The sequence below is a fragment of the Streptomyces camponoticapitis genome (assembly GCF_014646115.1).
GTDB lineage: Bacteria > Actinomycetota > Actinomycetes > Streptomycetales > Streptomycetaceae > Streptomyces > Streptomyces camponoticapitis.
Map to the genome: position 1 here is coordinate 66,649 of NZ_BMMV01000019.1, position 26,049 is coordinate 92,697.

Annotated in this window: 25 protein-coding genes and 2 pseudogenes; 13 read left to right on the forward strand and 14 right to left on the reverse strand. The window is 71.6% G+C overall.

What is annotated here, in order from left to right; all coding sequences use genetic code 11:
* The first annotated feature begins 125 nt into the window (after positions 1-125).
* Together serC and IEY79_RS25785 are read left to right on the forward strand one after the other, a co-directional pair.
* Positions 126-1,244: a phosphoserine transaminase gene (gene serC, locus IEY79_RS25780; RefSeq protein WP_189109992.1), complete on the forward strand. Its 1,119-nt coding sequence runs from the start codon at positions 126-128 to the stop codon at positions 1,242-1,244.
* 75 nt (positions 1,245-1,319) lie between these two features.
* Positions 1,320-1,607 (forward strand): annotated as a pseudogene (locus IEY79_RS25785) (Uma2 family endonuclease); the annotation flags it as partial.
* A gap of 3 nt (positions 1,608-1,610) precedes the next feature.
* On the opposite strand, the gene IEY79_RS25790 reads toward IEY79_RS25785, so the two are convergent.
* A complete protein-coding gene (locus IEY79_RS25790) occupies positions 1,611-2,438 on the reverse strand; it encodes an ABC transporter permease (protein ID WP_189109993.1) in 828 nt (275 codons plus the stop codon).
* On the reverse strand, positions 2,435-3,415 hold the full coding sequence (locus IEY79_RS25795) for an ATP-binding cassette domain-containing protein (protein WP_189109994.1): 981 nt from the start codon (positions 3,413-3,415) through the stop codon (positions 2,435-2,437). Before IEY79_RS25795 ends, IEY79_RS25790 begins: the two co-directional genes overlap by 4 nt.
* 99 nt (positions 3,416-3,514) lie before the next feature.
* Here IEY79_RS25795 and IEY79_RS25800 point away from each other — a divergent pair, with 99 nt between their 5' ends.
* Entirely contained in the window at positions 3,515-4,282 is a 768-nt protein-coding gene (locus tag IEY79_RS25800; protein WP_189109995.1) for a TetR/AcrR family transcriptional regulator, read from the forward strand.
* A 13-nt stretch (positions 4,283-4,295) separates the two neighbouring features.
* Here IEY79_RS25800 and IEY79_RS25805 read toward each other — a convergent pair whose 3' ends face one another.
* Positions 4,296-5,303 carry a WD40 repeat domain-containing protein gene (locus tag IEY79_RS25805; protein ID WP_189109996.1) on the reverse strand — a complete coding sequence of 336 codons (1,008 nt, stop codon included), beginning with the start codon at positions 5,301-5,303 and terminating at the stop codon, positions 4,296-4,298.
* Positions 5,304-5,369: 66 nt separating this feature from the next.
* Here IEY79_RS25805 and IEY79_RS25810 point away from each other — a divergent pair, with 66 nt between their 5' ends.
* The gene (locus tag IEY79_RS25810) at positions 5,370-6,086 is read left to right on the forward strand and encodes a GDSL-type esterase/lipase family protein (RefSeq protein WP_189109997.1); all 717 of its coding nucleotides are present in this window, start codon (positions 5,370-5,372) and stop codon (positions 6,084-6,086) included.
* Here the strand turns inward: IEY79_RS25810 and IEY79_RS25815 are convergent.
* Together IEY79_RS25815 and IEY79_RS25820 are read right to left on the reverse strand one after the other, a co-directional pair.
* Positions 6,046-6,156 (reverse strand): annotated as a pseudogene (locus IEY79_RS25815) (carboxymuconolactone decarboxylase family protein); the annotation flags it as partial. The gene IEY79_RS25810 and the pseudogene IEY79_RS25815 sit on opposite strands and share 41 nt — an antisense overlap.
* Before the next feature lie 31 nt (positions 6,157-6,187).
* Complete coding sequence (locus IEY79_RS25820) at positions 6,188-6,349, reverse strand: hypothetical protein (RefSeq protein ID WP_189109998.1); 162 nt, start codon at positions 6,347-6,349, stop codon at positions 6,188-6,190.
* Positions 6,350-6,452: 103 nt separating this feature from the next.
* On the opposite strand from IEY79_RS25820, the gene IEY79_RS25825 reads away from it, so the two are divergent.
* Entirely contained in the window at positions 6,453-7,436 is a 984-nt protein-coding gene (locus IEY79_RS25825; protein ID WP_189109999.1) for an aldo/keto reductase, read from the forward strand.
* 256 nt (positions 7,437-7,692) lie between these two features.
* Here IEY79_RS25825 and thpR read toward each other — a convergent pair whose 3' ends face one another.
* The 3 genes from thpR to IEY79_RS25840 form a co-directional block, all read right to left on the reverse strand.
* Positions 7,693-8,325, reverse strand: a complete 633-nt coding sequence (gene thpR, locus IEY79_RS25830) for an RNA 2',3'-cyclic phosphodiesterase (protein WP_189110000.1) — start codon at positions 8,323-8,325, stop codon at positions 7,693-7,695.
* 67 nt (positions 8,326-8,392) lie between these two features.
* A complete protein-coding gene (locus tag IEY79_RS25835) occupies positions 8,393-9,751 on the reverse strand; it encodes an MFS transporter (protein ID WP_189110001.1) in 1,359 nt (452 codons plus the stop codon).
* Between the two features lie 119 nt (positions 9,752-9,870).
* Positions 9,871-10,308: a MarR family winged helix-turn-helix transcriptional regulator gene (locus IEY79_RS25840; RefSeq protein WP_189110002.1), complete on the reverse strand. Its 438-nt coding sequence runs from the start codon at positions 10,306-10,308 to the stop codon at positions 9,871-9,873.
* Positions 10,309-10,473: 165 nt separating this feature from the next.
* On the opposite strand from IEY79_RS25840, the gene IEY79_RS25845 reads away from it, so the two are divergent.
* Positions 10,474-10,656 carry a ribbon-helix-helix protein, CopG family gene (locus tag IEY79_RS25845; protein WP_189110003.1) on the forward strand — a complete coding sequence of 61 codons (183 nt, stop codon included), beginning with the start codon at positions 10,474-10,476 and terminating at the stop codon, positions 10,654-10,656.
* Positions 10,657-10,704: 48 nt separating this feature from the next.
* On the opposite strand, the gene IEY79_RS25850 is transcribed toward IEY79_RS25845, so the two are convergent.
* The gene (locus IEY79_RS25850; RefSeq protein WP_189110004.1) at positions 10,705-12,123 is read right to left on the reverse strand and encodes an NCS2 family permease; all 1,419 of its coding nucleotides are present in this window, start codon (positions 12,121-12,123) and stop codon (positions 10,705-10,707) included.
* Positions 12,124-12,289: 166 nt separating this feature from the next.
* Between IEY79_RS25850 and IEY79_RS25855 the strand changes: the two genes are divergently transcribed.
* Both IEY79_RS25855 and IEY79_RS25860 read left to right on the forward strand, forming a co-directional pair.
* Positions 12,290-12,553: a DUF2530 domain-containing protein gene (locus tag IEY79_RS25855; RefSeq protein ID WP_189110005.1), complete on the forward strand. Its 264-nt coding sequence runs from the start codon at positions 12,290-12,292 to the stop codon at positions 12,551-12,553.
* Between the two features lie 98 nt (positions 12,554-12,651).
* Entirely contained in the window at positions 12,652-15,108 is a 2,457-nt protein-coding gene (locus IEY79_RS25860) for a cation-translocating P-type ATPase (RefSeq protein WP_189110006.1), read from the forward strand.
* Between the two features lie 76 nt (positions 15,109-15,184).
* Here the strand turns inward: IEY79_RS25860 and IEY79_RS25865 are convergent, their stop codons facing one another.
* The 3 genes from IEY79_RS25865 to IEY79_RS25875 all read right to left on the reverse strand — a co-directional run bounded on the left by IEY79_RS25865 (position 15,185) and on the right by IEY79_RS25875 (position 20,509).
* Entirely contained in the window at positions 15,185-16,039 is an 855-nt protein-coding gene (locus tag IEY79_RS25865; protein ID WP_189110007.1) for a DUF5707 domain-containing protein, read from the reverse strand.
* Between the two features lie 127 nt (positions 16,040-16,166).
* The gene (locus IEY79_RS25870) at positions 16,167-19,307 is read right to left on the reverse strand and encodes a sacsin N-terminal ATP-binding-like domain-containing protein (protein ID WP_373292627.1); all 3,141 of its coding nucleotides are present in this window, start codon (positions 19,305-19,307) and stop codon (positions 16,167-16,169) included.
* A 305-nt stretch (positions 19,308-19,612) separates the two neighbouring features.
* On the reverse strand, positions 19,613-20,509 hold the full coding sequence (locus IEY79_RS25875; RefSeq protein WP_189110009.1) for a DUF3027 domain-containing protein: 897 nt from the start codon (positions 20,507-20,509) through the stop codon (positions 19,613-19,615).
* Positions 20,510-20,927: 418 nt separating this feature from the next.
* Between IEY79_RS25875 and IEY79_RS25880 the strand changes: the two genes are divergently transcribed.
* The 4 genes from IEY79_RS25880 to IEY79_RS25895 are packed head-to-tail and all read left to right on the forward strand — an operon-like array spanning position 20,928 to position 24,405.
* Positions 20,928-22,277, forward strand: coding sequence for an MFS transporter (locus tag IEY79_RS25880; RefSeq protein ID WP_189110010.1), 1,350 nt, complete (start codon positions 20,928-20,930; stop codon positions 22,275-22,277).
* Between the two features lie 27 nt (positions 22,278-22,304).
* The gene (locus IEY79_RS25885) at positions 22,305-22,802 is read left to right on the forward strand and encodes a DUF2771 domain-containing protein (RefSeq protein WP_189110011.1); all 498 of its coding nucleotides are present in this window, start codon (positions 22,305-22,307) and stop codon (positions 22,800-22,802) included.
* 44 nt (positions 22,803-22,846) lie between these two features.
* Positions 22,847-23,551, forward strand: coding sequence for a futalosine hydrolase (locus IEY79_RS25890; protein ID WP_189110012.1), 705 nt, complete (start codon positions 22,847-22,849; stop codon positions 23,549-23,551).
* The gene (locus tag IEY79_RS25895; protein WP_189110013.1) at positions 23,548-24,405 is read left to right on the forward strand and encodes a 1,4-dihydroxy-6-naphtoate synthase; all 858 of its coding nucleotides are present in this window, start codon (positions 23,548-23,550) and stop codon (positions 24,403-24,405) included. The genes IEY79_RS25890 and IEY79_RS25895 overlap by 4 nt, the downstream gene beginning before the upstream one ends.
* Positions 24,406-24,464: 59 nt before the next feature.
* On the opposite strand, the gene IEY79_RS38220 is transcribed toward IEY79_RS25895, so the two are convergent.
* The gene (locus IEY79_RS38220; protein WP_023540819.1) at positions 24,465-24,848 is read right to left on the reverse strand and encodes a cold-shock protein; all 384 of its coding nucleotides are present in this window, start codon (positions 24,846-24,848) and stop codon (positions 24,465-24,467) included.
* Between the two features lie 239 nt (positions 24,849-25,087).
* On the opposite strand from IEY79_RS38220, the gene IEY79_RS25905 reads away from it, so the two are divergent.
* Positions 25,088-25,393, forward strand: a complete 306-nt coding sequence (locus IEY79_RS25905) for a hypothetical protein (RefSeq protein WP_189110014.1) — start codon at positions 25,088-25,090, stop codon at positions 25,391-25,393.
* On the opposite strand, the gene IEY79_RS25910 is transcribed toward IEY79_RS25905, so the two are convergent.
* Positions 25,312-26,019: an HAD family hydrolase gene (locus IEY79_RS25910; RefSeq protein WP_189110015.1), complete on the reverse strand. Its 708-nt coding sequence runs from the start codon at positions 26,017-26,019 to the stop codon at positions 25,312-25,314. The two genes, IEY79_RS25905 and IEY79_RS25910, sit on opposite strands and share 82 nt — an antisense overlap.
* Positions 26,020-26,049 lie beyond the last annotated feature (30 nt).

Sequence of the window (26,049 nt, forward strand, 5' to 3'; positions counted from 1 at the left end):
CGCCGTTTCCCGCTTCCCGTGCCGCTCCCGGTGCTCAGCCATTCCCCCAGGATGCCCCGCCGGACGCATCTCACGACGTGAACCACTCCCCGGACGGCCGGCGGAAAACGTCTAGGCTGCCGCCCGTGGCCGATATTCAGATTCCCGCTGACATCAAGCCCGCCGACGGTCGATTCGGCGCTGGCCCCTCCAAGGTGCGTACGGAGGCGGTCGACGCCCTGGCCGCCACCGGTACCTCTCTCCTCGGCACGTCCCACCGCCAGGCCCCGGTGAAGAACCTGGTCGGCGCGGTGCGTGACGGTGTGCGCGAGCTCTTCAAGCTCCCCGAGGGCTACGAGGTGATCCTGGGCAACGGCGGCTCCACCGCCTTCTGGGACATCGCGACGCACGGTCTGATCGAGAACAAGTCGCAGCACCTGAGCTTCGGCGAGTTCTCATCGAAGTTCGCGAAGGCGTCGAAGCTCGCGCCGTGGCTGGCCGAGCCGACCGTCATCTCCGCCGAGCCGGGCAGCCACCCGGACCCGGCGGCCGAGGCGGGCGTGGACGTCTACGCGCTCACGCACAACGAGACCTCCACCGGTGTCGCCGCGCCCGTCAAGCGCGTCGCGGGCGCCGACGAGGGCGCGCTCGTGCTGGTCGACGCCACGTCGGGCGCGGGCGGTCTGCCGGTCGACATCGCCGAGACCGACGTCTACTACTTCGCCCCGCAGAAGTCCTTCGCCTCCGACGGTGGCCTGTGGATCGGCGTCTTCTCGCCGGCCGCCCTGGAGCGCGCCGCGCGCGTGCACGGCTCGGGCCGGCACGTGCCGGAGTTCTTCTCGCTGCCGACGGCGATCGACAACTCGCTGAAGAACCAGACGTACAACACCCCCGCCCTCGCCACGCTCTTCCTGCTGAACGAGCAGCTGACCTGGCTGAACACCCAAGGCGGCCTCGACTGGTCGACCGCCCGCACGGCCACGTCGGCGCGGACGCTGTACGGCTGGGCCGAGTCGTCCAAGTACGCGACCCCGTTCGTGGTCGACCCGGGGCAGCGCTCGCAGGTCATCGGCACGATCGACTTCGCGGACGAGATCGACGCGGCGGCGGTCGCCAAGGTCCTTCGCGCCAACGGCATCGTGGACACGGAGCCGTACCGCAAGCTGGGCCGCAACCAGCTGCGGGTGGCGATGTTCCCGGCGATCGACCCGGCGGACATCGAGGCCCTGACGGCGTGCGTCGACTACGTGATCGACAAGCTCTGACCGGATCCACCCCGGAGCCGACCGGCCCCGCCCCCGTCACGGGGGCGGGGCCGTCACTCCTGCGCGTGCAGGATCGACCCGGCCGTCTTCCGTCTGGTCCTTGAAGTCACCTCCAGCAACTACCGGCAGGACCTGCGGAACAAGGTCACCGCCTACGCCGGGGCGAAGATCCCGGTCTATGCGATCGTCGACCGCAAGCACAACCGGCTGCGTGTCCTGACCGATCCCGTCGCGGGCGACTACGCCAACCACCGCATCCACGCGCCGGGCGAGCAGGTCGTCCTCCCCGAGTCGATCGGCGCCGAGGTGAAGCTCGATGTCGCGGCCGTCCTCCGGGCCGGGCAGCCCAAGCAGACCGCCTGACGCTCACCGGCTCAGCCGCTGGAATCTGCGTACCGCGAGCGGTACGAAGACCAGCGTGATCGCCGCCGGCCAGGCCACCGACAGCAGCAGCGCGTGTTCCTCCGGCCAACTGCCGCCGTTCGCCACCGGGTTGCCGAACAGTTCGCGGGTCGCCGTGACCGTCGCCGAGACCGGGTTCCAGGCCGCGACCGCGCCCAGCCAGTCCGGCATCAGGGACGGGGCCACGAAGACGCTGGAGATCATCGTCAGCGGGAAGGCGACGGCGAAGAGGTTGCCCGCCTGTTCGGGGCCCGGGACCAGAAGGCCGAGCCACACCCCCACCCAGATCAGCGAGAAGCGCAGCAGCAGGAGCAGGCCGAAGGCCGTCAGGGCGGCGGGCAGGCCCGCGTCCGCGCGCCAGCCGATCAGCAGGGCGGTGAGCGCGAGGATCGCCAGTTCCGCGCACGCGGTGATCATGTCGCCGACGCCGCGCCCGGTCACCACCGCCGACGGCGCCATCGGCATTGAACGGAAACGGTCGTTGACGCCCTTGCTGGAATCGGTGACGAACGCGACCGCCGTGTTGATGAAGCCGAAGGCCATCGTCATCGCGAACATGCCCGGCATCAGGAACTCCCGGTAGTCCCCGCCGCCCGGCACCTTCATGGCGCTGCCGAAGACATAGCCGTAGAGCAGTACGGAGACGACCGGGAAGCCCAGCATCCAGAGGATGTAGACGGGTTGGCGCCGGTAGTGGGTCAGGCTGCGGCGGACCAGGTTCCAGCAGTCGGCGACCGCCCAGTAGGCGCGGCCGTGGTCGCCCTGCGGGGTGAGACCGATCTGCGCGCTCATGCCGCGACCTCCGTCTTCTCGGGCGCCGGCGCCGCTTCCGTACGGCGACCCGTCAGCCGCAGGAACACGTCGTCCAGGCTCGGCCTGCGCAGGCCGATGTCCTCCACCGCGATCCCCCGGTCCCGCAGCTCCCGCGCCACCTCGGTGAGCGCGGCCACCCGGTCGGCGACCGGCGCGTGCACCCGGCGGGTCTCGGGGTCGGTGCCGGGCGGCGCGCTCGCGACGCGTGCCAGCACCTGGGCCGCCGCCGGGAGTTCACGGCTCTCGTACACGACGACCTCGATCAGGTCGCCTCCCACGGTGTTCTTCAGCTCGGCGGGGGTGTCGTCGGCGATCGCCCGGCCCTGGTCGATGAGCGTGATGTGCGAGGCGAGCTTGTCGGCCTCGTCCAGATACTGGGTGGTGAGCAGCACCGTCGTGCCGTTCGCCACCAGCGACCGCACCGCGTCCCAGACCTCGCCGCGCCCGCGTGGGTCGAGCCCGGTGGTCGGCTCGTCGAGGAACAGGACCCGTGGCGCGAGGATCATCGACGCGGCGAGGTCGAGCCGGCGCCGCATGCCGCCGCTGTACCCGCCCACGCCCTTGTCCGCGGCCTCCACCAGGTCGAACCGCTCCAGCAGTTCGCCGGCGCGCAGCGCCGCCCGCCGCCCGCCGAGATGGAAGAGACGGCCGAACATCTCCAGGTTCTGCCGGCCGGTGAGGATCTCGTCCACGGCCGCGTACTGCCCGGTGAGTCCGATCAGGCTCCGGACCCCGCGCGGGTCGCGGCTCACGTCGACCCCGGCGACCGTCGCCCGCCCGCCGTCGAGCTTGAGCAGTGTGGCGAGTGCGCGTACGGCGGTGGTCTTGCCGGCGCCGTTCGGGCCGAGGAGCCCGTGCACGGTTCCGGTACGTACCGCGAGGTCGAAGCCGTCCAGGGCGTACGTGTCCCCGTACCGCTTCCGGATCGCTTCGGCACGAACGGCGTATTCGGTCATGACCCCTCCAGGGAAATGGGCATGGCGCTGGACTGGGTACGGTGTACCCATTGCGCGTACACAGTACCCAATTAATCGGCGGCCGATTAGGCTGAAGCCATGACGACGACGGACAGCAGCGGCAGCGGAGACGTGTCACGCAGCCTGGAACTCCTCTGGGGCACCGGGGAGCGGGCGACCCGCGGCCCGAAGCCGGGGCTCACGCTCGACCGGATCGTCACGGTGGCCGTCGAGATCGCGGACGCCGAGGGGCTCGCGGCGGTCTCGATGCGCAGACTCTCCACGGAGCTGGGCGCGGGAACGATGTCCCTCTACCGCCATGTCCCCGGCCGGGCCGAGCTGGTGGACCTGATGCTGGACCGCGTACAGGGCGAGACCGCCCAGCCGTCCGAACGGGCCGCTTCAGCCCCCGCTCCGGGCTGGCGGAAGACCGTCGAGACGGCGGCCCGCGGGGAGCTCGCCCTCTACCAGGCCCACCCCTGGCTCCTCTCCGTCAACCAGACCCGGCCCGTCCTCGGCCCCGGCGCGGTCGGCGGCATGGAGACGATGCTCGCCGGGATCAAGGACATGGGGCTGAGCGACCCGGAGCTGATCTCCGTGATGATCATGGTCAGCGGGTACGTCTCCGGGGTCGCCCGTACCCAGGTGCACGCGGTCGAGGCGCGCAGGACGACGGGGATCAGCGACGACGAGTTCTGGCAGGCGCAGGAGCCGGTCCTGACGGCGGTGATGACCAGCGGACGCTACCCGCTGATGGCGGGGCTGTCGGCAGAGGCGTTCGGCCCCGACTTCGACCACTTCGAGTTCGGACTCCAGCGGCTGCTCGACGGCCTGGAGGTGCTGGTCGAGCAGCGCACCGGGCGCTAGATGTGCCCGTACGTCAGGCGCCGCGCCGCCGGCGCCTGAAGCCGAGGAAGAGCACGGCCGCGCCGATGACCACCACCGCACCGATCGTCAGGTTCCCGCCGTCCGTCCCGGCGCCGTCGTCCGCCGCGCTGCCGTTCCCCGCGCTCCCGCCGCCCCCGGACGAGCCGCCGCCCTTCCCGACGTCGACGCGCTCGACCTCACCGCGCACGCCCTCCGTGCCGAACATCAGGGCCGAGCCGTCCAGGGTGTACGACACCGACTCCGCCTGCCCCTGGATCGGGGCCCGGACGCGGTGGTCGGCGCCGAGGCGGCCGTTCTTCCAGGCGTAGCCGCGTGCGCTGAAGTACGAGCGCAACACCAGCTCCCTGCCGTCCGGCGAGAACGCGCCGTCGGTCACCCACGGCACCTCGCCGACACGTGTGAAGGTGTTCGTGCCACCGGGGGTCAGCTTCGCCGGGCCTTCGTAGAGGCCGCCGCCGTCCTCGTTCTTGGAGGCGATGTAGACGCGGCCGGTGGTCGGGTGGACCATCAGCGCCTCGGCGTCGCGCGGGCCGTCCGCGTACTTCACGGTGAACTGCGTCGCGTCGACCGTCGCGTCCGCGAGCCGCTTCGGCTCGGGGAAGCGGTAGATCCAGACGTGCTCCCAGGTGCCGCCCAGGTTGTCGCCGATGTCACCGACGTAGATGTTCCCGTCGGCCCCGACGGAGATCGCCTCCATGTCGCGCGGTTCGCCGACCCCGCGCATGGTGATCGTCGCGACGGTCTCGCCGGTCCGCGAGTCGACACCGAAGACGCGCGGCTCGTCCTGGTCGTTGTGGGTCCAGTAGACACCGGGGTGCGCGCGGCTGGCGGCCAGCCCGCTGGACTCGGTGATCCGCGGATCGGTCATCCGGAAGGTCCGGTCGGGGTCGGCGGCGGCCCCGGGGACGGCCGCTCCCACGGACACCAGAACCAGCACCCCGGCCACGAGGGCCGACCGGACGGGACCGAGACGCGGAGACGGGCGCGTGACCTTGACCATGGCCCAAGACTGCCACCTTCCCCGGCCCGGCTCGGCCGGCCCCCGGCGATCGTGGATGATGTCCCGATGCGTTTCATGTTCGTCGGCGACTCGATGACCATCGGCAGCGCCGGCGACTTCACCTGGCGCTACCGGATGTGGCAGCACCTGAACGCGTCGTACGGGGCCCCGTACGCGATCGTCGGCCCGCGCACCGGCCTGTACGACATGCACGCCGACGCCCCGGTCTCGCACGCGTACGGCGCCCCCGACTTCCCCGCGCGGGCGTGGGGGCACCTCGCGGGCTGGGGCGAGGGGTGGCAGCACATGGCGCCGGTGATCCGCGACGCGGTCGCCGCGCACCGCGCGGACGTGCTGCTCGTCTCGCTGGGCCTGATAGACCTCGGCTTCTACACGGACAGCGATCGAACGGCCCTGTACGCGAAGGAGTTCATCGCCGAGGCGCGGGCGGCGAACCCGCGCGTCCGGTTCGTCCTGCTGCCCGTCATACCCAACGTCCGCGCGGGGACGGACCCGGCGTTCGCCGCCGAGGTAGACCGTTTCAACGAGCTGCTGGCCAAGGCGGTCGCCGATCTGGACGACCCGGCCTCCCCCCTGCTGCCGGCCACCCGCCCGCCGACGTACGACGTCGCCCGCGACACCTACGACGGGACACACCCCGGCCCCTCGGGCGAGCACCTGCTCGCCGGCGCGTTCGCCGACGCGATGCACCAGGCGTGGGGGCTGGGCGCACCATATGCCCTCACATCGCGGCGAGTTGGGGATCGAGCGGCGCTCGGGTGAGCCGGTTGGCGAGGGAGGAGAGGGTGTACGTGCCGATGCCGAGGACGACTTCGAGCGCGTCGCGCGCGGTGCAGGTCACCCCGCGGGGGGCGCACCGCGCGTCACTCCCGACGCAGAGGGCTTCCGCATCCGCCGCAAGCCACCAGCCCCGGCTCGTCGTTCAGCCGCCCGCACTCCTCGCAGACCAGCTCCAGCAGGCAGGGCGCCTCGCCGCCCTGGTCGCGCTCTTCCGCACCGCTCGCCATCGCCGCAACCGCCTCCACTCGCCGCCGTCCCTCACCCCCAACGTAAGCCCGCACCTCGCGCCGTACACACGCGAATTGAGGTCTTGCTTCGAGCGCGCTCGAAGGCGTTGGCTGTTGAGCCATGAAGTACACGCAGCTCGGACGCACCGGACTCAAAGTCAGCCGACTCGTCCTCGGCACCATGAACTTCGGACCTCACACCAACGAGGCCGACAGCCACGCCATCATGGATGACGCGCTCGGCGCCGGAATCAACTTCTTCGACACCGCCAACGTCTACGGCGGGGGCGAGAACAAGGGCCGTACGGAGGAGATCCTCGGCACCTGGTTCGCGCAGGGCGGCGGCCGTCGCGACAAGGTCGTGCTCGCCACCAAGGTGTACGGCAACATGGCGGCCGACGGCGATGCGTGGCCCAACCACGACAAGCTGTCGGCGCTCAACATCCGCCGCGCGGTGGACGCGAGCCTCAAGCGGCTTCAGACCGACCACATCGATCTCTACCAGTTCCACCACATCGACCGTGCCACCCCGGTCGAGGAGATCTGGCAGGCGATAGACACCCTGATACAGCAGGGCAAGATCCTCTACGCCGGTTCGTCCAACTTCCCCGGCTGGAAGATCGCCCAGACCAACGAGACCGCCCGTCGGCTGGGCTCGTACGGCCTGGTCAGCGAGCAGTGCCTGTACAACCTCGCGGAGCGCCGCGCCGAGATGGAGGTCATCCCGGCCGCGCAGGCGTACGGCCTCGGGGTCATCCCCTGGTCGCCGCTCCAGGGCGGGCTCCTCGGGGGCGCGATCCGCAAGGAGCGCGAGGGCGGCACCGGCAAGCGTTCGAGCGACCGGCTCGCGGACACGAAGATCCGTGAGCAGGTGCAGGCCTACGAGGACCTGCTCGACAAGCACGGCATCGAGCCGGGCGAGGCGGCGCTGGCCTGGCTGCTCACCCGCCCCGGCGTGACGGGCCCGATCGTCGGCCCGCGCACGGCCGAGCAGCTCAAGTCCGCGCTGCGCGGGGTGGAACTGGAGCTGTCGGACGAGGTGCTGGCGTCCCTGGAGGAGATCTTCCCGGGCACGGGGCCGTCGCCGGAGGCGTTCGCCTGGTAGGCGCCGGAGACCGCCGAGTCCTGATCGCCGGACGGGCCGAAGCTCCCTGGTCCGTCCGGCGACGCGGCTAGGGCGTGTTCTGAAAGTGGCGTCGTCCGCCCGCAGGGCTGAGCCGGACGGGACTTTCAAACACGCCCTGGGTCTGTCCGCCGGACACGCCCTAGCCGAACGCCGCCGTGACGGCGACGATCACGAACATCAGCACCAGCGCGGCGGCCATGATCCGGTTACGGGTTTTGGGGTCCACGCGTCGAGGTTAACGGCCGTCGGTGCCCGGCTCGGCGGCGGGCCCGGCGGCGGGCTTCCTGCCCGGTCCCGCGCCCCGCTTCGCCGTCGGGCAGCGCACCAGCGTCTCGTAGCGCGGCTGGGCACCCCGCACCCCGTCCACGGGCAGCCGGCTCCGTACGAGCGCGAGCTCCCCGACCTCCCAGGGCGTGCCCTCGAAGCCGTCGAGCGCGTCCGCGTACGGGACCAGATCGGTGTCCGTCCGCGTGCGGGCCACGGTCAGATGCGGCCGGTAGGCGCGGTGTTCCTCCATCGGCACCCCCGTGCGGCGCGCCGCGGCGTCCGCGCGCTCCGCCAGGCGCCGCAGTTCCGCGATGCCCCCGGCGGCGCCGGCCCACAGGGCCCGCCCGCCGAAGTGCCCGCCGCCGTGGAGACGCAGCGAGAACGCGTCCGTACGCCTCGCGGCCCGCTCCAGGCGCTCGGTCAGCTCGGGCAGCAGACCCTCGTCCACCTCACCCATGAAGGCGAGCGTGAAGTGCCACCCCTCCTGACCCGTCCAGCGCAGCCCGTCGGCTCCGGGAAGCCCCCGCAGCCGCTCGTCGAGGGCCGCGGCGAGTTCGTCGGCGGGCTGGGCGGGCGGCAGTACGGCGGCGAAGAGACGCATCCGGGAAGTCTGGCATCCCGCCGCGCCCCGGCACCATCCACTCGCGCCGGAGCACGCCGCCCGGCGCTCACGCCGCCGTCGCCAGCCGCTCCCGCTGGACGAACGTCACGCGTGGCCGTCCCCGCTCCATGTCGATCTTGAGGCGCAGGCCGCCCGCCCGGGCGAGCATCACGCCCACGCCCATCGCCGCCAGCGCGGCGACCGCGCCGCCGGCCGCGAAGCCGACCCGGGGACCGTAGGTGTCGGTGACCCACCCGACGACCGGGGCGCCCACCGGCGTACCGCCCGTGAAGACCATCATGAACAGGGCCATCACCCGGCCGCGCATGGCCGGGTCGGTGGTCATCTGGATGCTGGAGTTGGCGGTGACGTTGACCGTCAGTCCGAACATGCCGACCGGTACGAGCAGCGCGGCGAAGATCCAGAACGTCGGTACGAAGGCGACCACGATCTCCAGCACACCGAAGATGACCGCCGCGGCCACCAGCAGCCGCATCCGGGAGGTGCCCCGGCGCGCGGCGAGCAGGGCGCCGATCAGGGAGCCGACCGCCATCAGGGTGTTGAGCAGCCCGTACGTACCGGCGCCCGCGTGGAAGACGTCGTCCGCGAAGGCGGACAGCCAGATCGGGAAGTTGAAGCCGAACGTGCCGATGAAGCCGACCAGCACGATCGGCCAGATCAGTTCGGGTCGCCCGGCGACGTAACGCAGCCCTTCCCGCAGCTGCCCCTTGCCGCGCGGGGTGCGCTCGACCCGGTGCAGCTCGGAGGTGCGCATGAGCAGCAGGCCGGTGAGCGGCGCGATGAAGGAGAGCCCGTTGAGGAGGAAGGCGTAGCCGCTGCCGACGGCGGTGATCAGCACACCGGCGACGGCCGGGCCCACGAGCCGGGCCGACTGGAAGTTGGCGGAGTTCAGGCTGACGGCGTTACGCAGCTGGTCGGGGCCGACCATCTCGTGCACGAACGACTGCCGCGCCGGGTTGTCGACCACCGTGACCAGTCCGAGCACGAAGGCCGTGGCGTACACATGCCAGACCTGGACATGACCGGTGAGGGTGAGGGCGGCGAGTGCGAGGCCGGTGATTCCCATGGCGGCCTGGGTGCCGAGCAGCAGGGTGCGCTTGTTGCACCGGTCGGCTATGACGCCGCCGTACAGACCGAAGAGCAGCATCGGCAGGAATTGCAGGGCCGTGGTGATACCGACGGCCGTGGAGGAACCGGTGAGGGTGAGCACCAGCCAGTCCTGGGCGATGCGCTGCATCCAGGTGCCGGTGTTCGAGACGACCTGTCCGGTGGCGAAGAGCCGGTAGTTACGGATCCTCAGCGAGCTGAACATGCTCGTACGGGTCTGTGCGGTTCCTGCGGTCTGTTCAACGGGGTCGGGGGTGGGCGGTGCGGGGGCGGAGTCTGCTCCGGATCCCGTACTCAAAGTTGGTTCGCCTCCTCGGCGCGGACGACGTTCTTCTGCGGATACGTACGCGTACTTCCTCAGGTGTACGGGCCGGTGGCAGACAGCGCTCTGCCGGTCACCGGCCCGGGGCGGGGCGGTTACAGATGTGCGAGCTTCTCCAGCACCGGCGCGGCGGCGCGGAGCTTGGACCATTCGTCCTCGTCCAGCCCTTCCGCCATTGCGGTGAGCCAGGCGTTCCGCTTGCGGCGGCTCTCTTCGAGCATGGCCTCGGCCCGCTCGGTCGACGTGACCACCTTCTGCCGGCGGTCTTCGGCGTGCGGCTCCAGCCGGACGAGCCCCTTGGCTTCGAGCAGGGCCACGATGCGCGTCATCGACGGCGGCTGTACGTGCTCCTTGCGGGCCAGCTCGCCGGGTGTGGCGGAGCCGCAGCGGGCGAGGGTGCCGAGCACCGACATCTCGGTCGGGCTCAGGGTCTCGTCGACGCGCTGGTGCTTGAGGCGCCGGCCCAGCCGCATGACGGCCGAGCGGAGTGCGTTCACGGCGTCCGCGTCGTCGCCGTGGGAGAGATCAGCCATGTTCGTTAGCGTAACTCATTACCTATGCTAAGGAAAACCCAATGCACCCCTCCCCCACCAGGACGCACAGATCCCACACATCAGGCTCAGGCAGCTCACTCGAACGAGTGAGGAAACCACGGAAAGTCAGCCAACGCCCCGCGCCGCCCCCCGACGCTGGTCGGCATGGGATCGACAGTGCTCAGCCTGCGCATCGACGGTGAGCTGCTGGACCGGCTTCGGCAGCACGCCGCCAGACGCGGAATGAGCGTCCAGGACTACGTGGTCGGGACGCTCACGCGCGACGATTTCGACGAACGCTTCAGAGCGTCCGTCGACGAGACGGAGAGGTTCTACGGCGCCGCGTAGCGCCCTACTCCCGGCACACGATGCCGGTGCGCGGGCGCGGCCACCGGGTCAGGTGAGGCCCAGTGCCGGCATCGCGTAGTAGAAGACGAACACCGCCGACACGATGTACATCGCCGTCGGCACCTCACGGCCCCGGCCGGCCACCAGCCGCAGCAGGCTGAAGGTGATGAAGCCGATGCCGATGCCGTTGGTGATCGAGTACGTGAACGGCATCGTGACCATCGCCAGGAACGCGGGGACGGCGAGCGTGTAGTCGCTCCAGTCGATGTCCCTGATCGATCCGGCGAGGATCAGGAAGCCGACCGCCACCAGCGCGGGCGTCGCCGCCTGGGACGGGACCATCGTCGCGATCGGTGTGAGGAACAGCGCGAGCCCGAAGAGGGCGCCCGTCACGACGGACGCCAGTCCGGTCCTCGCCCCTTCGCCGACACCGGCCGTGGACTCCACGAAGCAGGTGGTGGCGGAGGACGAGGTCGCGCCGCCGGACGCGACGGCGATGCCGTCCACGAACAGCACCCGGTTGATCCCGGGCAGCCGCCCCTTCTCGTCCATCAGCTTCGCCTCGTCGCCGACGCCCAGGATCGTGCCCATCGCGTCGAAGAAGGTCGACAGCAGCACGGTGAAGACGAAGAGGACGCCGGTGACGATGCCGACCTTGCCGAAGCCGCCGAAGAGACTGAAATCGCCGACCAGTCCGAAGTCCGGGCCCGCCACGGGGTTGCCCGGCCACTTCGGGGTCGTCAGGCCCCAGGTCGGCACATCGGCGACCGCCTCGACGACGAGCGCGACCCCTGTCATCGCCACGATGGAGATCAGGATCGCGCCGGGCACCTTGCGGATGATCAGCCCGAGCGTGAGCAGCGTGCCGAGCGCGAAGACCAGCACGGGCCAGCCGTTGAGATGACCGTCCGAGCCGAGCTGGAGCGGCACGGTGGTGTGGGCGGCGTCCGGGATACGGGTGACGAAGCCGGAGTCGACCAGGCCGATCAGCAGGATGAAGAGGCCGATACCGATGGCGATGCCCTTGCGGAGGCTGGCCGGTACGGCGTTCATCACCCGTTCGCGCAGCCCGGTCGCGACCAGCAGCATGACCAGGAAGCCGGCCAGGACGACCATGCCCATCGCGTCGGCCCAGCTCATCCTGGGGGCGAGCTGGAGCGCGACGACCGTGTTGACGCCGAGCCCGGCGGCGAGCGCGATCGGTACGTTGCCGATGACGCCCATCAGGAGGGTGGCGAAGGCGGCGGTCAGGACGGTGGCGGTCACCAGCTGGCCGTTGTCGAGCTGGTGGCCGTGGATGTCTCTCGCGCTGCTGAGGATGATCGGGTTCAGCACGATGATGTAGGCCATCGCGAAGAAGGTCGCGAAGCCTCCGCGCACCTCACGGGCGACGGTGGAACCGCGCTCCGAGATCTTGAAGAAGCGGTCGATGGCGACCGGAGCCGCGGCCGTGTCCGGGGAGGGCATGCGCAACCTCAGTCGTCGTGATCATGGGATGTTCGAACGAACGGAACTGGCCGTTCGCAAAACCGTTTCAGTATGAACAGAGTGGCCGATGATCGCTATCTCCGCGCGTAGAGCCTTGGGACGACGCCCGATGGGCGGCGCACAGGCCGCCGCATAGACTGACGCCATGGCGAAGTGGACCCCGACGCATGAGGCACCCGAGCCCCTGGAGGGGCCGGTCGTCCCGACCATCGTCGGCGGCACCGTCATCTGGTTCGTCCTCTTTCTTGTGCAGCTCCCCTTCTACGGCTGGTTCGACGACCACGGGCATCTCTGGTGGGTCTGGACCTGTCTGGCCGGCGGCGGGCTCGGACTGATCGGTGTCTGGTACGTCCGCAGGCGCGACGCCGCGATCAAGCGCGCGGCGGCGGGCGGGACCCATGGCGCGTAGTGCCCTGGGTGGACTTCCGGTCCCACCTCTCGTACCTCGGTCGGATCTTCGGGCCCCCCGGCGGGTGAACGCCCCCTTCCGGCCGTAACGTCGGTCTCATGACTCAGCGGGCGAAGATCGACACCGGCGACGGCGAGCCACGCGACCCCGTCGACACGGGTGCGCGGCTCGGCCGGAGGGAGCCTCCCGGACCCGCCGGGCGCGCCACCGGGCTGACCGCCGCGGAGGTCGCCGAGCGGGTGGCGCGGGGCGAGGTCAACGACATCCCCGTCCGCAGCAGCCGCTCCACCGGGGAGATCGTCCGCGCCAACGTCTTCACGCGGTTCAACGCGCTCATCGGGGTGCTCTGGGCGATCGTGCTCGTCGTCGCGCCGATCCAGGACAGCCTCTTCGGCTTCGTGATCATCGCGAACACCGGTATCGGCATCATCCAGGAACTGCGCGCCAAGAAGACGCTCGACGGTCTGGCCGTCATCGGCGAGGCCAAGCCGGTCGTGCGGCGGGACGGCGTCGCGGCCGGGATCTCCACCTCCGGGATCGTCCTCGGCGACATCGTCGAACTCGGCCCCGGCGCCAAGGTCGTCGTGGACGGCGAGATCGTCGAGGCCGACAGTCTGGAGGTCGACGAGTCGCTGCTCACCGGTGAGGCCGACCCGGTGCTCAAGCACCCGGGCGACACGGTGATGTCGGGGAGTTTCGTGGTCTCCGGCGGCGGCGCGTTCCGGGCGACGAAGGTCGGACGGGAGGCGTACGCGGCGCAACTCGCCGAGGAGGCCTCGCGCTTCACCCTCGTCCAGTCCGAACTGCGCACGGGCATCAGCACGATTCTCAAGTACGTGACCTGGATGATGATCCCGACGGCGATCGGGCTGATCATCAGCCTGCTCGTCGCCGAGAAGAGGGAATTCAAGGACTCCGTCGCCCGGACCATCGGCGGCATCGTCCCGATGATCCCCGAGGGCCTGGTCCTGCTGACCTCGGTCGCCTTCGCGATCGGTGTCATCCGGCTCGGCCGTAAGCAGTGCCTGGTCCAGGAGTTGCCCGCGATCGAGGGCCTGGCCCGCGTGGATGTCGTCTGCCTCGACAAGACGGGCACGCTCACCGAGGGCGGCATGGACGTCACCGAGCTCCGGCCGCTGAACGGCAGCGACGAGGCGTACGTACGCACGGTGCTCGGCGCCATCGGCGCGTCCGACCCCCGGCCCAACGCCAGCCTCAAGGCGATCATCGACGCGTATCCGGACGAGTCCGGGTGGCACGCCACGGCGGCGCTGCCGTTCTCGTCGGCCCGCAAGTACAGCGGCGCCACGTTCGAGGGCGACCCCGAGGGCGGCGGCGGGCCCATCGGCTGGCTCCTGGGCGCGCCCGACATCCTGCTGCCCGCCGACGACCCCACGCTCACCGAGATCGACTCCCTCAACGAGCAGGGCCTGCGCGTGCTGCTGCTGGCCCGCGTGGAGGGCGCCGCCGCGCTCGACGCGCCCGACGTGACGGACGGCGCGCGGGCGACGGCGCTCGTGGTGCTGGAGCAGCGGCTGCGCCCCGACGCCGCCGAGACCCTCACCTACTTCGCCGACCAGGACGTCCAGGCGAAGGTGATCTCCGGCGACAACGCGGTCTCGGTCGGCGCCGTCGCCGCGCAGCTCGGACTGCCCGGCGCGGACCGTACGGTGGACGCCCGCCTGCTGCCCGGCGACCGGAACGAGATGGCGGACGCGCTCGAATCGGCCTCGGTCTTCGGCCGGGTGAGCCCGCAGCAGAAGCGGGAGATGGTGGGCGCGCTCCAGTCGCACGGCCATACGGTCGCGATGACCGGTGACGGCGTGAACGACGTCCTCGCGCTGAAGGACGCGGACATCGGCGTCGCGATGGGCTCGGGGTCGGAGGCGACGCGGGCGGTCGCCCAGATCGTGCTCCTCAACAACAGCTTCTCCACGCTGCCCTCGGTGGTGGCCGAGGGCCGCCGTGTGATCGGCAACATCACGCGGGTCGCGACGCTGTTCCTGACGAAGACGGTTTACTCCGTGCTGCTGGCCATCCTGGTGGTGTGCACGCAGGTGGAGTATCCGTTCCTGCCCCGGCATCTGACGCTGATCTCCACGCTGACGATCGGCGTCCCCGCCTTCTTCCTGGCCCTCGCGCCCAACAAGGAGCGCGCCCAGCCGAACTTCGTACGCAGGGTGATGCGGTACTCGGTCCCCAGCGGCGTCATCGCCTCGGCCACCACGTTCACGACGTATCTGCTGGCCCGCTCGCACTACAGCGGTTCCGGCTCGCTGTCCGCCGAGACGAGCGCGGCGACGCTGACGCTGTTCCTGGTCTCGATGTGGGTGCTGGTGATCATCGCCCGCCCCTACACCTGGTGGCGGGTGGTGCTGGTGCTGGCGATGGGGTTCCTCTTCCTTCTCGTGCTGGCCGTGCCGTGGCTCCAGGACTTCTTCGCGCTGAAGCTGGTCGGCACGACGCTGCCGTGGACGGCGGTGGCGATCGCGAGCGTGGGCGCGGTGCTGCTGGAAGTGGCGTGGCGGCTGGTGGACCGGAAGTACCCGGCGTAAGGCCGGACGGCATGGCGAAGGGCCCCGCGCGTTACGCGCGGGGCCCTTCGTACGAGCGCTCGACCGAACTCCTGGCCTACTTCACGTCGACGAAGTCGCCGGCCGGGATGATCGCCGGGGTGGTCGACGTACCTTCGAAGTTCCAGCGCCAGTAGCCGTCCACGGTGGCCTTGGCGGTGGTCTTCAGGGTGCCGGTGGTGGAGGTCTTGACGCCCTTGACGTTGGTGTACGCGGTGCTGGTGCTCTTACGGAACTGGAGCTTCACGGACTGGGTGGCGTAGCCCTTGTAGGTGCCCGTCTCCCAGTTGGCACGGCTCAGCTTGCCCGTGATGGTGATCGTGCCGCCCTTCTTGACCGGCTCGGGCGCGGCGTTGACGTCCAGCTTGGACAGCCGCTGGAGGTTCGTCTTGGTGAACTTGTCGTTCTGGACGCTGTAGTTGTCGTTCGCCAGTGCCCAGACACCGACGTTCCACGTCTTGGAGTCGCTGTTGAGGAGCCACAGCGGGTCGACGTCGATCGTCTGGGTGCAGGTCGAGGTGGTGGCACTGGCGGCGGTGCACTTGAACGCCGCGGGCGCGCCGAAGCCGAACGAATCCGGGTCGTCGAGGCTGGAGCCGATCCAGATGATCGCGTCGGCGTCGGCGATGCCGGACGGGTGCGAGGCGGTGATCGAGACGGTGACCTTCTTGACGGCCGTGGCACCGACGACGATGGGCTTGCCGCCGTTCACCACGGTCTTGGTGATCACTGGGGCCTCGGCGGCCGCCCTGGCCTTGCCCTTCGGCGCGGCGGCGGAGCCCTGGTGGGTGGCGGAGCCGTAGGACGGCACGCCGGGACGGTCGCCCGCGGGCGCGGCCTGGGTGGCCGGCACGGCGAGGGCCGACAGAGCCAGGGCACCGGTCGCGACGGCAACAGTGGCACGGAATCGCATGCATTTCCCCATGTGTTCGGTGAGCCTGTTGGCTCGCTTGTTCAGACGAGGGGTGCGGGCGGATGGTTGTGCGTCACGTGACTTTCTCGTGAAGGTCACACATCTGGGTCGTGCGGCCGGACCGCCGTCAGTCGAACCAGCGGTCCCGCGCCAACTCCTCGGTGCGCGAGGCGTCTTCCAGCAGCGCGGCCACCTCGAAGCGGCGCGGCCACTGTCCCGCCGCCCACGCCAGACCGGCGGCGACGCCCTCCACGGTGGAGGCGTGGACCGTGCCGTCCGGCGTGCGCCGCCAGTCCAGCTCCGTGCCGCCCGCGAGCAGTTGTTCGTGCTCGACGTACGTGTCGGGGGTGCCCGCGCCGAGCAGTACGCGGACGGGCTCCGGGACCTCGTACTCCTCGCCCCGGGTCGCCACCTCCGCCGTGACGCTCTCGCCGAGCCGCCCGACCTGGAGCAGCTCCGCGAGTTCGGCGGCGCGCGCCGGGGCCACCGGCAGCAGCGGCATGCCCCCGGTCAGGGGCAGCAGATCGGGTGCGTCCGCGATCACGGCGTCCGCCGCGTCCACGATGCGCACCTCGCCGTCCACGACGGCCCGCAACTCGTCGGGGAGCGTGACCTGTTCGGGGTCGAGGTCGGCGATCGCCGTGTAGAGGGAGTGGAGCTGACGAGCCGTCACCTCCCGGTCCGGGTCGGCCAGGCGCGAGAGGAGTTCGGCGGCGCCGCCCGGTTCGTCGAGCAGGGCGGCGACCGAGGTCCGTACCCCCAGCGCGCGCAGCACCTGGGTGTCCTCGAAGCCGGAGGCGTCCACGGCGTCGTACAGCCCGGCCAGCAGCGGATCGCCGCCCGCCGCGCGCAGACCGGCCGGGCGCCGTCCGTCGAGCACGGGGTGGTCGCGCAGCCACCAGGCGGTGTACGAGCGCACGCTCTCGGTCGTGCCGTCGGGCAGCAGCACCCGTACGGGCGCGGTCAGCGCGTCCCGCAGCGGGGGCCGTGCCAGCAGGGCGAGTGCCTGGGGCCAGGCGTCGTCGTCCACGAGGTCCAGGTCGCGTACGGCCACGATCTCGGTGGCGACCGGCGGCACGGGCGTCTGGGGCAGCCGGTCCAGTACGTCCTCGCACCAGACGTCGACGGCGTCGAGCAGCCCGGCGTCGTCGGGCTCGGCGAAGTCGCCGTCCCGCGGCTCCAGTTCGTCCGGGTCCAGGACGACGTCCGTGGCGCGTACGAGGGTGAAGTTGGCCAGCACCCCGCAGGCGGCCAGCGGCTGTTCGCCCCAGCGTTCGGCCAGCTCGGCGTCGCACAGGGCGAGTTCGTCCTCGCGCATGACGGCGGCGAACGGGCTGCCCGGCAGGACGAGTTCACCGGCGGGGGCGAGTTCGCCCTCCTCGTCGGGCAGGGCGAGCGCGGCCAGCCACGGCTCGTCGCCGACGTCCAGATCCGCGTCCCGCACCAGCGCGAGGACGGTCTCGGCCAGCTCGTCGGCGTCCAGCGACTTCTCCTCGTCCCAGACCTCGCCGGCGTCCAGCGAGGCGGCGACCGCCGCCCGTACCTCCGGGGTGGTCAGCACGGCGCGCGGGGTGGCGGGCAGCGCGCCGAGCTTCTCCAGCAGCGGGTGGGCGGCGTCCGGGTGGGCCACCTTCAGACCGAGCCTGGCCAGGTCGGCCGGGGTCTCGGCGAGCGGCAGCAGGACCCGGCGGGGGCCCACCGCCGTACGGCCCCCGACGAGCGGCACCGGCAGTCCGGACAGCCGGTCCGGGTCGACCCCGGCCAGGGACTCGTAGAGCCTCCGCCACCACTCGGGGGCGCGCTCGGTGCCGCCGATGCGCTCGATGGCCTCGCCGAGCGGCAGCCGGCCCACCGTCAGGGACCGCAGCTCGGTGCGCCGTTCGAGCCCGGCGGGCAGCAACGTGGGCAGTACCTCGGCCAGTACGCGTACGGTGTCGGCGCCCGCGCCCTCGACGACCTCCGCCTCGAAGGGCCGCAGCGCGGTCAACTCCTCGCTGGGGGCAGCCGGTTCGAGGAAGGCGACACGTGGCAGCCGCTGGAGGATCGCGGCCCGCAGCACGCCGTCCAGCTCGCCCTTGCCGAGCGGTCCGGGCACCAGGTCGATGGTGCCGGTGGACACCGGCAGCCAGTCGCGCAGCAGTTCGGCGTACGCGTCGGCCGCCCGCTCCACGAGGAAGTCGGTGAGCGGTCCGGGCGCGGGGTGCCGCCGGGTGGTGTCCAGCGGCAGCGAGGCGATCAACAGGGCGGGCACGCCCAGGGGTTCGTCGGTCGGCGTGGGGGCGTGCACGAAGGGCGCGGTACGGGGCGGGACGGGGGCGCCGTCGGCGTCCACGGGGACGGCCCAGGTGACCGCCCAGTGGGGGCGCAGACGCTCCTCCACGGGCCGGCCTTCGAGGAGTTCCGGCGCGGTCGCGCCGTGGTGGCTGACGACCCGCCAGCGGCTCAGGGCCTCGGCGGCGCTGTCCTCGACGTGCACGTACGATCCGTGCTCGCCGCGCCTCAACACCCGCTCGCCGTGCGGGGTTTCGACCACGATCTCGGCCAGGCCCGGCAGGGTCAGCAGCAGCGCGTCGTCGATCGCGGCGAGCAGCCGCTCCACCAGATCGAGCGCGGTCCCGTCCCGGAGGGGAAGCATGACCACCGTGTCGTAACCGTCGGGGGCGCTGCCCTCGGCGGGCAGCGGCAGCCGCAGCAGCGGCACGTGCCCGTCCCGGCGGCGCAGCTCGTCGCCGAGCCCGGGGCTCGTGCGCGCGGTCTCCTGGGCCAGCTCGCGCGCCTCGGCGAGCGACCACCGGACACCGCCGTGGCGACCGACGACGGCGGGTTCGTCGCTGACGGCGATGACGGCGGCGAATCCGACACCGAAGCGCCCGACGGCGGACTCGTGCCCCTCGCGCTTGGCGGACGCGCGCAAGGTGCTGAGGGATTCGACGCCGGCCGCGTCGAGGGGCGCGCCGGTGTTGGCGGCCACGAGCACGGCGGGGCCTTCGGCGGTGGCCGCCCGCAGGGTGAGCCGGAGCCGGCCGGGAGTGCCGGCGCGGGCGGCGGCGTCGGCGGCGTTCTGCGCCAGCTCGACGATCAGGCGGTCACGGTAGCCGCCGAGCGCGAGGTCCTCCTCGGCGTTGGCGTCCTCCCGGAAGCGGGCGGGGCCCGCGCCCCACGAGGCCAGTACCGCACGGCGCAGCCGAGCCGTTCCGAACGGGTCGGCCCCCTCGGTCGTCGTGACGCTCACCTGTGACTCCGCTCTCTCCGCCTGCCGGTCCCGCATCGGTAAGTGTGCGGCCCGAAGGTACCGCGCGAGAGGGACGGGCAGGAGCGCGGTGCCCGGCAGGCACGGGCCGCCCGCGCCACGCGGACACGAACGTCCAGGTCACACCGGATCGAGGACTTCCGGACGGCTTCACAGGAACCGCGCGACGGGTGACCGGGCGGTGACCCGCCGGTGGAAACGCGGAGCCGGGGCCCCGGGGCGTGTTCCGGAAGTGGCGTCGTCCGCCCGCTGGGCGGGCCCCACGGCGGCTGGCGCGTGCGCGGCCTGATCCAAACGACAGACCCAGGATCCAAACGACAGACCTAGTTCTCGGCCGACCCCAGCGGGAACGCGTCCGCGCCCAGTTCGTCCAGCACATGCGGCGCCGGACGCGGCGGCGTCGGCATCACCGCGGCCTCGGAGTGGCCGCCGCAGCCGTACGCCAGGGACACCACCCGTCCGTCGGCCGGCGAGAACTCGTTGGCGCAGACGCCGAACGCCTGCCGCAGCGAGCCGGCCAGCGGCAGGAGGAAGCCGCAGGAGACACAGGGCGCGGGCGCCGCCTGTGCCATCGGGGTCTTGGCGCCGAATGCCTCGTCCCAGCGGTCGGCCGCGATGTGGAGCCCGTACCGGGACAGCACCCTGGCCCGGCGCATACCGAGTTCCTCGGCGACCGCCGCGATCGTCCCGCGCACGCTGAGCGGTGCGCCCTCGTCGGCCGGTGCGGCGCCGAGGTCCGTCTCCTCCGCGTCCTCCGCCTCGACCAGCTCGGCCAGGGCCCCCGGGGTGACGGCGTCCGGCACCGCCGAGTTCGGCGGGGGTGCGTCCTCGCCGCTGTAGCCGGGCTCCAGGCGCAGATCCTCCGCCTCGGTCGGCAGCAGATCGCCGGGGCCCATGTCGCCGGGGCGCAGCCGGTCGCTCCACGGCACCCATTCGGGGGCCTGGAGGGAGTCCGGGCCGGGCAGCAGCACCGTTTCGTCAAGGGTGACGAGCTTGGAGCGGGACGCCCGGGCGACCGTCACCGCCCAGCGCCAGCCGCGGTAGCCCATCTCCTTGCATTCGAAGAGATGCGTCACCACACGGTCGCCCTCGGACACCACCGCCACATGCTCACCGACGACACCGGGCGCGGCAGCCTCCTCGGCCGCCGACCTCGCGAGATCCACCGCCTCGGCGCACAGGCGGTCGGGGGTTCGGCTTCGAGTCGTCGCAGCACTCACAGGTCTCGCTTCTCTCCTACGCCGTTTCACGGGTGCGCCGGCCGATTCACGATGTACGGGCCGAGGGCGGAGCGGACCAGAGGGCCGCATCGACGTCCACGCCCGACTTCTCCCGGGCACACCTACCGTCAACCATTCTGCGGGATGACGAAGAGGCGCGCGGCCGAGAACAACCGCCGGTGGCGCGCTACGCACGCTACCCCCTCCACCGCCCGCCGCCCACCTGCACGCCCCCTTTCCCCGAGTTCGGGCAGCCCGCAGGCGGTGCGAGACCCCGGGAAAGACTCCGGAACCATCGGTGGACAGGGCCCCTGAGACGGCGTGAAAACTCGGCAAAGTAATGAGAAGAACAGCTGAAGTCCGCGCGTCAGGGACGTCGCGGGCGTTCCGCCGCGCGAAGTGGGGGCACTATGACGGGGTGGCAGCCGTGAGGTCGTCCGAGCGCTCCGGTCCGCTCCGCAGAGCGGGGCGGACGGTCGGGCGTGCCCTGCACCTGCCGTTCACCGGCACAGCGAAGGGCATCCGCAAGGCCACGCACGCGCATGGCGCGGGCGAGTCCGGGCTCGGCAGGCTGATCGAGCTGCACGCCGTGAACGGCGCGGGTGACGTCATGATCACAGTCGCCCTCGCGTCGACGGTCTTCTTCTCCGTACCGACCGACGAGGCCCGGGGCCGCGTGGCCCTCTACCTCGCCGTCACCATGGCACCCTTCACGCTCCTGGCCCCGGTGATCGGCCCCCTCCTGGACCGCCTGCCGCACGGCCGCCGGGCCGCGATGGCCGCCGCCATGCTGACCCGCGCCCTGCTCGCGCTGACCATGTCGGGCGCGGTCGCGACGGGCGGTCTTGAGCTCTATCCGGCCGCGCTGGGGGTGCTTGTCGCCTCGAAGGCGTACGGAGTCGTACGCAGCGCGGTCGTGCCACGCCTGCTGCCACCGAATTTCCCCCTGGTCCGGGCCAACTCCCGGGTGACGCTCGCGGGGCTGCTCGCGACGGGTGCGGCGGCCCCGATCGGGGCCGGCCTCCACCAGATCGGGCCCCAGTGGCCCCTCTACGGCGCGTTCGTCATCTTCGCGGCGGGCACCTTCCTGGCGTTCACGATGCCGCCGAAGGTGGACTCGGCCAAGGGCGAGCGCAGGGTGCGGCTGGTGGGGCGCGCGGGCAAGAAGCGGCCGAGCCTGCGCTCGGTGGGTCCGTCCGTCTTCAACGGCCTCCAGTCGAACGCGGCGCACCGCGCGCTCTCCGGCTTCCTGATCTTCTTCCTGGCGTTCCTGCTGCGGCAGCATCCGCTGGCGGGGCAGAGCGCCGCCGTCTCGCTGGCGATCGTGGGTGTCTCCGCCGGTACGGGCAACGCGGTCGGTACGGCGGTGGGCGCCTGGCTCAAGGCCCGTGCGCCCGAGCTGATCATCGTGAGCGTGCTGGGGCTGGCGCTCACGGCGGCGGTCTTCGCGGCGGTGTTCTTCGGCGGCGTGATGATCGCGGTGCTGGGCACGGTGGCCGGTTTCTCGCAGGCGCTGTCGAAGCTGTCGCTGGACGCGTGCATCCAGCGGGACGTGCCGGAGGAGGTCCGTACGTCCGCGTTCGCGCGCGTGGAGACACTGCTCCAGATGTCCTGGGTGGTGGGCGGCGCCATCGGTATCGCCCTGCCGCTCAACGGTGTGCTCGGCATGGCGGTGGCCTCCGGTCTGCTGGCGACCGGAGCGGTCTTCTCGGTACGGGGGCTGCTCGGCGCGGCCCGGCACGGCGCGCCGCACCCGCGCGCTGCCTGAGCCCGGCCGGGCGATAGCCTTCGGCTCATGACCGCCCCGTTTATCTCTGCCAGGGTCCGCCGGACCGGTGTCGCTCTCGGCGCCATGTCCGCAGGCCTGCTCGCCCTTTCGGCCTGCGACAAGCCGACGCCGCTCGCGACGGTGACGGTCGGCACCGACTCCGTGCACTCCGAGGCGGCCTGCTACAACCACGGCAAGTCGGTGGGTACGGAGGCCGCGCTCGACAAGTGCCTCAACGACACCTCGGGCCGTAAGACGGTCTCGGTCTCCACCGACGACGAGATCCACTTCGGTGTCGATCCGGAGATCGCGGACAACGGCTGGACCTTCTACATCGAGGGCCAGCGGGTCGAGCCCGAGCCGGACAAGAACACCTACCGCACCTTCCCCGCCGAGGTGTTCTTCTCCTCGCAGACCGGCGAGCCGATCACGGCCGTGAGTCTGAGCATCGTCGAGACGAGCGAGAAGGAGCGGGCCGTGACCGGGGTCTGGAACTTCCAGCTGAAGAAGAAGTCCAGGTCCTGATTCCTGCCGTGCCGCCGGGACTTCCCGGCGAGGGAGGGGCGTTCGTGCGCGTACTGGTGGTGACGGCCGTGCGGGCCGAGGCCGACGCGGTCTCCGGCGGGCTGAGCGCCGTCGCGGACGCGGCCTCGGAGCGCCGTCTGCCCGGCGGTTACGTCCTGACCGCCCACCCGGGCGCCGATGTGCTGGTGGCCGGGGTCGGCTCCGCGGCGGCCGCTTCCGGTACGGCTACGGCGCTCGCCTGCGCGGACGTCGCCTCGGCGCCGTACGGCCTGGTGGTCTCCGCCGGTATCGGCGGCGGGTTCCAGCCACTCGCCCCCGTCGGCTCGCTGGTGGTGGCGGACGCGATCGTCGCCGCCGACCTGGGCGCCGAGACACCCGAGGGATTCCTCCCGGTGGACGAACTGGGCTTCGGCCGGACCGTCCACCACCCGCCCGCGGAACTCACCGCGCGGATCGCGGGTCTGCTGGACGCCGTCCTCGCGCCGGTGCTCACCGTCTCCACCGTGACCGGATCGGCGGCCCGTACCGCCGAGCTGGCCGCACGTCACCCGCGCGCCGCCGCCGAGGCCATGGAGGGTTTCGGCGTCGCGGAGGCCGCGGCGGCGTACGGCGTGCCGGTGGCCGAGATCCGCGCGGTCTCCAACACCGTTGGCCCGCGCGACCGTTCGGCCTGGCGCATCGGCCAGGCGCTGGAGGCGCTGCGGGAGGCCTGCCGGCAACTCAGTCCCGTCTTCGAGGAGTCGACATGAGGCACGCCGCCGTACCGCCCCTGCGGATCGCGTACTCGCCCTGTCCCAACGACACGTTCGTCTTCGACGCCTGGGCGCACGGGCGGGTGCCGGGCGCGCCCGAGCTGGACGTGACGTTCGCGGACATCGACATCACCAACGGCATGGCCGAGCGCGGCGAGCTGGACGTGCTGAAGGTGTCCTACGCCGTGCTGCCGTGGGTCCTCGACGAGTACACGCTGCTGCCGTGCGGCGGCGCGCTCGGCCGGGGCAACGGCCCGCTGGTCCTGACCCGCGGCCCGGACGCCGACCTGACGGCCGGGACCGTCGCCGTACCGTCCGAACGCTCCACCGCGTACCTGCTGTTCAGGCTCTGGGCGGCCGACGTGCTGCCGGGCGGGGTGGGCCGGGTCGTGGTCATGCCCTTCCACGAGATCATGCCTGCGGTGCGCGACGGCAAGGTGGACGCGGGGCTCGTCATCCACGAGGCGCGCTTCACCTATCAGGACTACGGGCTGCACAGCCTCGCCGACATGGGCGAGCACTGGGAGTCCACGACGGGTCTGCCGATCCCGCTGGGCGCGATCATCGCGAAGCGGAATCTGGGCGCGGACACGCTCCAGGCGCTGGCAGAGGCGGCGCGTACGTCGGTCCGGATGGCGTGGGACGACCCCGACGCCTCACGCCCGTACGTACGCGCGCACGCGCAGGAGATGGACCCGGCGGTGGCGGACCAGCACATCGCGCTGTACGTCAACGAGTTCACGGCCGATCTGGGCACGGACGGCTACGCGGCGGTACGCGGCCTCCTCACCCGCGCGGCGGACGAGGGCCTGGTCCCGCCGCTCTCCCCGGACGCGCTGACCTTCGGCTGAACGCCTGAGCGTCCGCGCGCCCCGGTCCTGTCCCGGGACCGGGGCGCGCGGACCTCTTCTCAGACGTCGAGTTGGTCCGCGACGGCGCGCAGCAGGCCCGCGATGTTCGCTCCCTGGGCCTTGTCCGGATAGCGGCCCCGCTCCAGGGTGGGGGTGATGCTCTCCAGAAGCGTCGTCAGGTCCTGGACGATCGAGGCCAGTTCGTCGGGCTTGCGGCGCTGGGCCGCCGCCACCGAGGGGGCCGGGTCGAGAACGGTGACCGAGAGGGCCTGATCACCGCGCTGGCCCGCGACAACGCCGAACTCGACGCGCTGGCCCGGCTTCAGTGCGTCGACTCCGGCAGGGAGGACCGATGAGTGGACGAAGACGTCGCCGCCGTCGTCACGGGAGAGAAAGCCGAAGCCCTTCTCACGGTTGAACCACTTGACCTGGCCGGTAGGCACGTCTGTCCTCGTCCTCATATGTGTTGGGGGCGCTGGCGCGCACAAAAACGGCTCTGGATAGCACTACAGCGGGTCGGACGACCCGCCGCCCCCAAGGCTAATGGTCCAGGGGCTGGTGACAAGACGTCGCCGGTTGGTTCCTGTCCGCAGGGAACTACCCTGGTGGAGTGACTGCTACTCCTTCATCACCCGCGGCTGAACCGACGGCTGAATCCACAGCTCAGCCCACGGCTCGGCCCGTGCCGGAGCCGTCGGCCCAGCCGGCCGGTCCCGGTGACCGGCTCGTGCGGATCGGCGCGATCGTTTTCATCGCCGGGGCGGTCGCCACTCTGGTCACCGTGGCCCCACTGTTCCTCGGGACGGACCCGTTTCCCACCGTCGCGTACGGGCTCTGCATGCTGATGGGCGTCGGCTTCGTGATCGCGGGCGCCGGGCTGCTCCGGTCGATCGCCGCGCAGCGCCGTCAGGCCAGGTCCGCCTCGACCGCGGGTCCCGCGGCGGAATCGGTGGCGGGTTCTCCGGCCGCCACGCCGCCGGCCACGTAGGACCGCAGCCACCCCGGGAACGCCAGCAGGTCCGGCAGCACCACGTCCGCGCCGGCCGCCCGCAGTTCCTCCTCGTCGCAGGGGCCCGTCGGCACCGCGACCGAGAGCGCCCCCGCCGTGCGGGCGCCCCGTACATCGCCGGTGTGGTCACCGACGTACACGCTCGCGCCGTGCTCGCGCAGCGCCTCGCCCTTCGCCTCCGCCCACAGCCAGCCGATCACCCTGTCCGGCTCCACGCCGAGATGCGCGAGATGCAGCTTCGCGTTCGGCTCGTGCTTCGCCGTCACCACGATCGCCCGCCCGCCGAGCGCCTGAACAGCGGTGACGGCCTCGCGGGCGCCGAGCATCAGCGGCGTCGGCTCGATCGCGTGTGTGGGATAGATCTCCCTGTACCGGTCACCCATCTCCGCGATGCGCTCGGCGGGGAACCAGTGCGCCAACTCCTCGTCCAGCGGCGGACCGAGCCTGGTCACGGCCAGGTCGGCGTCGATCGGGACACCGGTCTCGGCGGAAAGTGCCAGGTAGGCGGCTCGGATGCCCGGCCGGGAGTCGATGAGTGTCATGTCGAGATCGAAGCCGACCGTCAACGGAGGCGGGGCGGGGAACGAGGCCGGAGTCGAAGTCATACAAGCATTGTGCATGGACCCCTCGGCCGA

Coding starts and splice junctions, on each gene's coding strand:
- IEY79_RS25790 (WP_189109993.1), bottom strand. CDS start 2,438: ATGAGCGCGCAGATCGGTCTCACCCCGCAGGGCGACCACGGCCGCGCC.
- IEY79_RS25795 (WP_189109994.1), bottom strand. CDS start 3,415: ATGACCGAATACGCCGTTCGTGCCGAAGCGATCCGGAAGCGGTACGGG.
- IEY79_RS25800 (WP_189109995.1), top strand. CDS start 3,515: ATGACGACGACGGACAGCAGCGGCAGCGGAGACGTGTCACGCAGCCTG.
- IEY79_RS25805 (WP_189109996.1), bottom strand. CDS start 5,303: ATGGTCAAGGTCACGCGCCCGTCTCCGCGTCTCGGTCCCGTCCGGTCG.
- IEY79_RS25810 (WP_189109997.1), top strand. CDS start 5,370: ATGCGTTTCATGTTCGTCGGCGACTCGATGACCATCGGCAGCGCCGGC.
- IEY79_RS25825 (WP_189109999.1), top strand. CDS start 6,453: ATGAAGTACACGCAGCTCGGACGCACCGGACTCAAAGTCAGCCGACTC.
- thpR (WP_189110000.1), bottom strand. CDS start 8,325: ATGCGTCTCTTCGCCGCCGTACTGCCGCCCGCCCAGCCCGCCGACGAA.
- IEY79_RS25840 (WP_189110002.1), bottom strand. CDS start 10,308: ATGGCTGATCTCTCCCACGGCGACGACGCGGACGCCGTGAACGCACTC.
- IEY79_RS25845 (WP_189110003.1), top strand. CDS start 10,474: ATGGGATCGACAGTGCTCAGCCTGCGCATCGACGGTGAGCTGCTGGAC.
- IEY79_RS25850 (WP_189110004.1), bottom strand. CDS start 12,123: ATGCCCTCCCCGGACACGGCCGCGGCTCCGGTCGCCATCGACCGCTTC.
- IEY79_RS25855 (WP_189110005.1), top strand. CDS start 12,290: ATGGCGAAGTGGACCCCGACGCATGAGGCACCCGAGCCCCTGGAGGGG.
- IEY79_RS25860 (WP_189110006.1), top strand. CDS start 12,652: ATGACTCAGCGGGCGAAGATCGACACCGGCGACGGCGAGCCACGCGAC.
- IEY79_RS25865 (WP_189110007.1), bottom strand. CDS start 16,039: ATGCGATTCCGTGCCACTGTTGCCGTCGCGACCGGTGCCCTGGCTCTG.
- IEY79_RS25870 (WP_373292627.1), bottom strand. CDS start 19,307: ATGCGGGACCGGCAGGCGGAGAGAGCGGAGTCACAGGTGAGCGTCACG.
- IEY79_RS25885 (WP_189110011.1), top strand. CDS start 22,305: ATGACCGCCCCGTTTATCTCTGCCAGGGTCCGCCGGACCGGTGTCGCT.
- IEY79_RS25895 (WP_189110013.1), top strand. CDS start 23,548: ATGAGGCACGCCGCCGTACCGCCCCTGCGGATCGCGTACTCGCCCTGT.
- IEY79_RS25910 (WP_189110015.1), bottom strand. CDS start 26,019: ATGACTTCGACTCCGGCCTCGTTCCCCGCCCCGCCTCCGTTGACGGTC.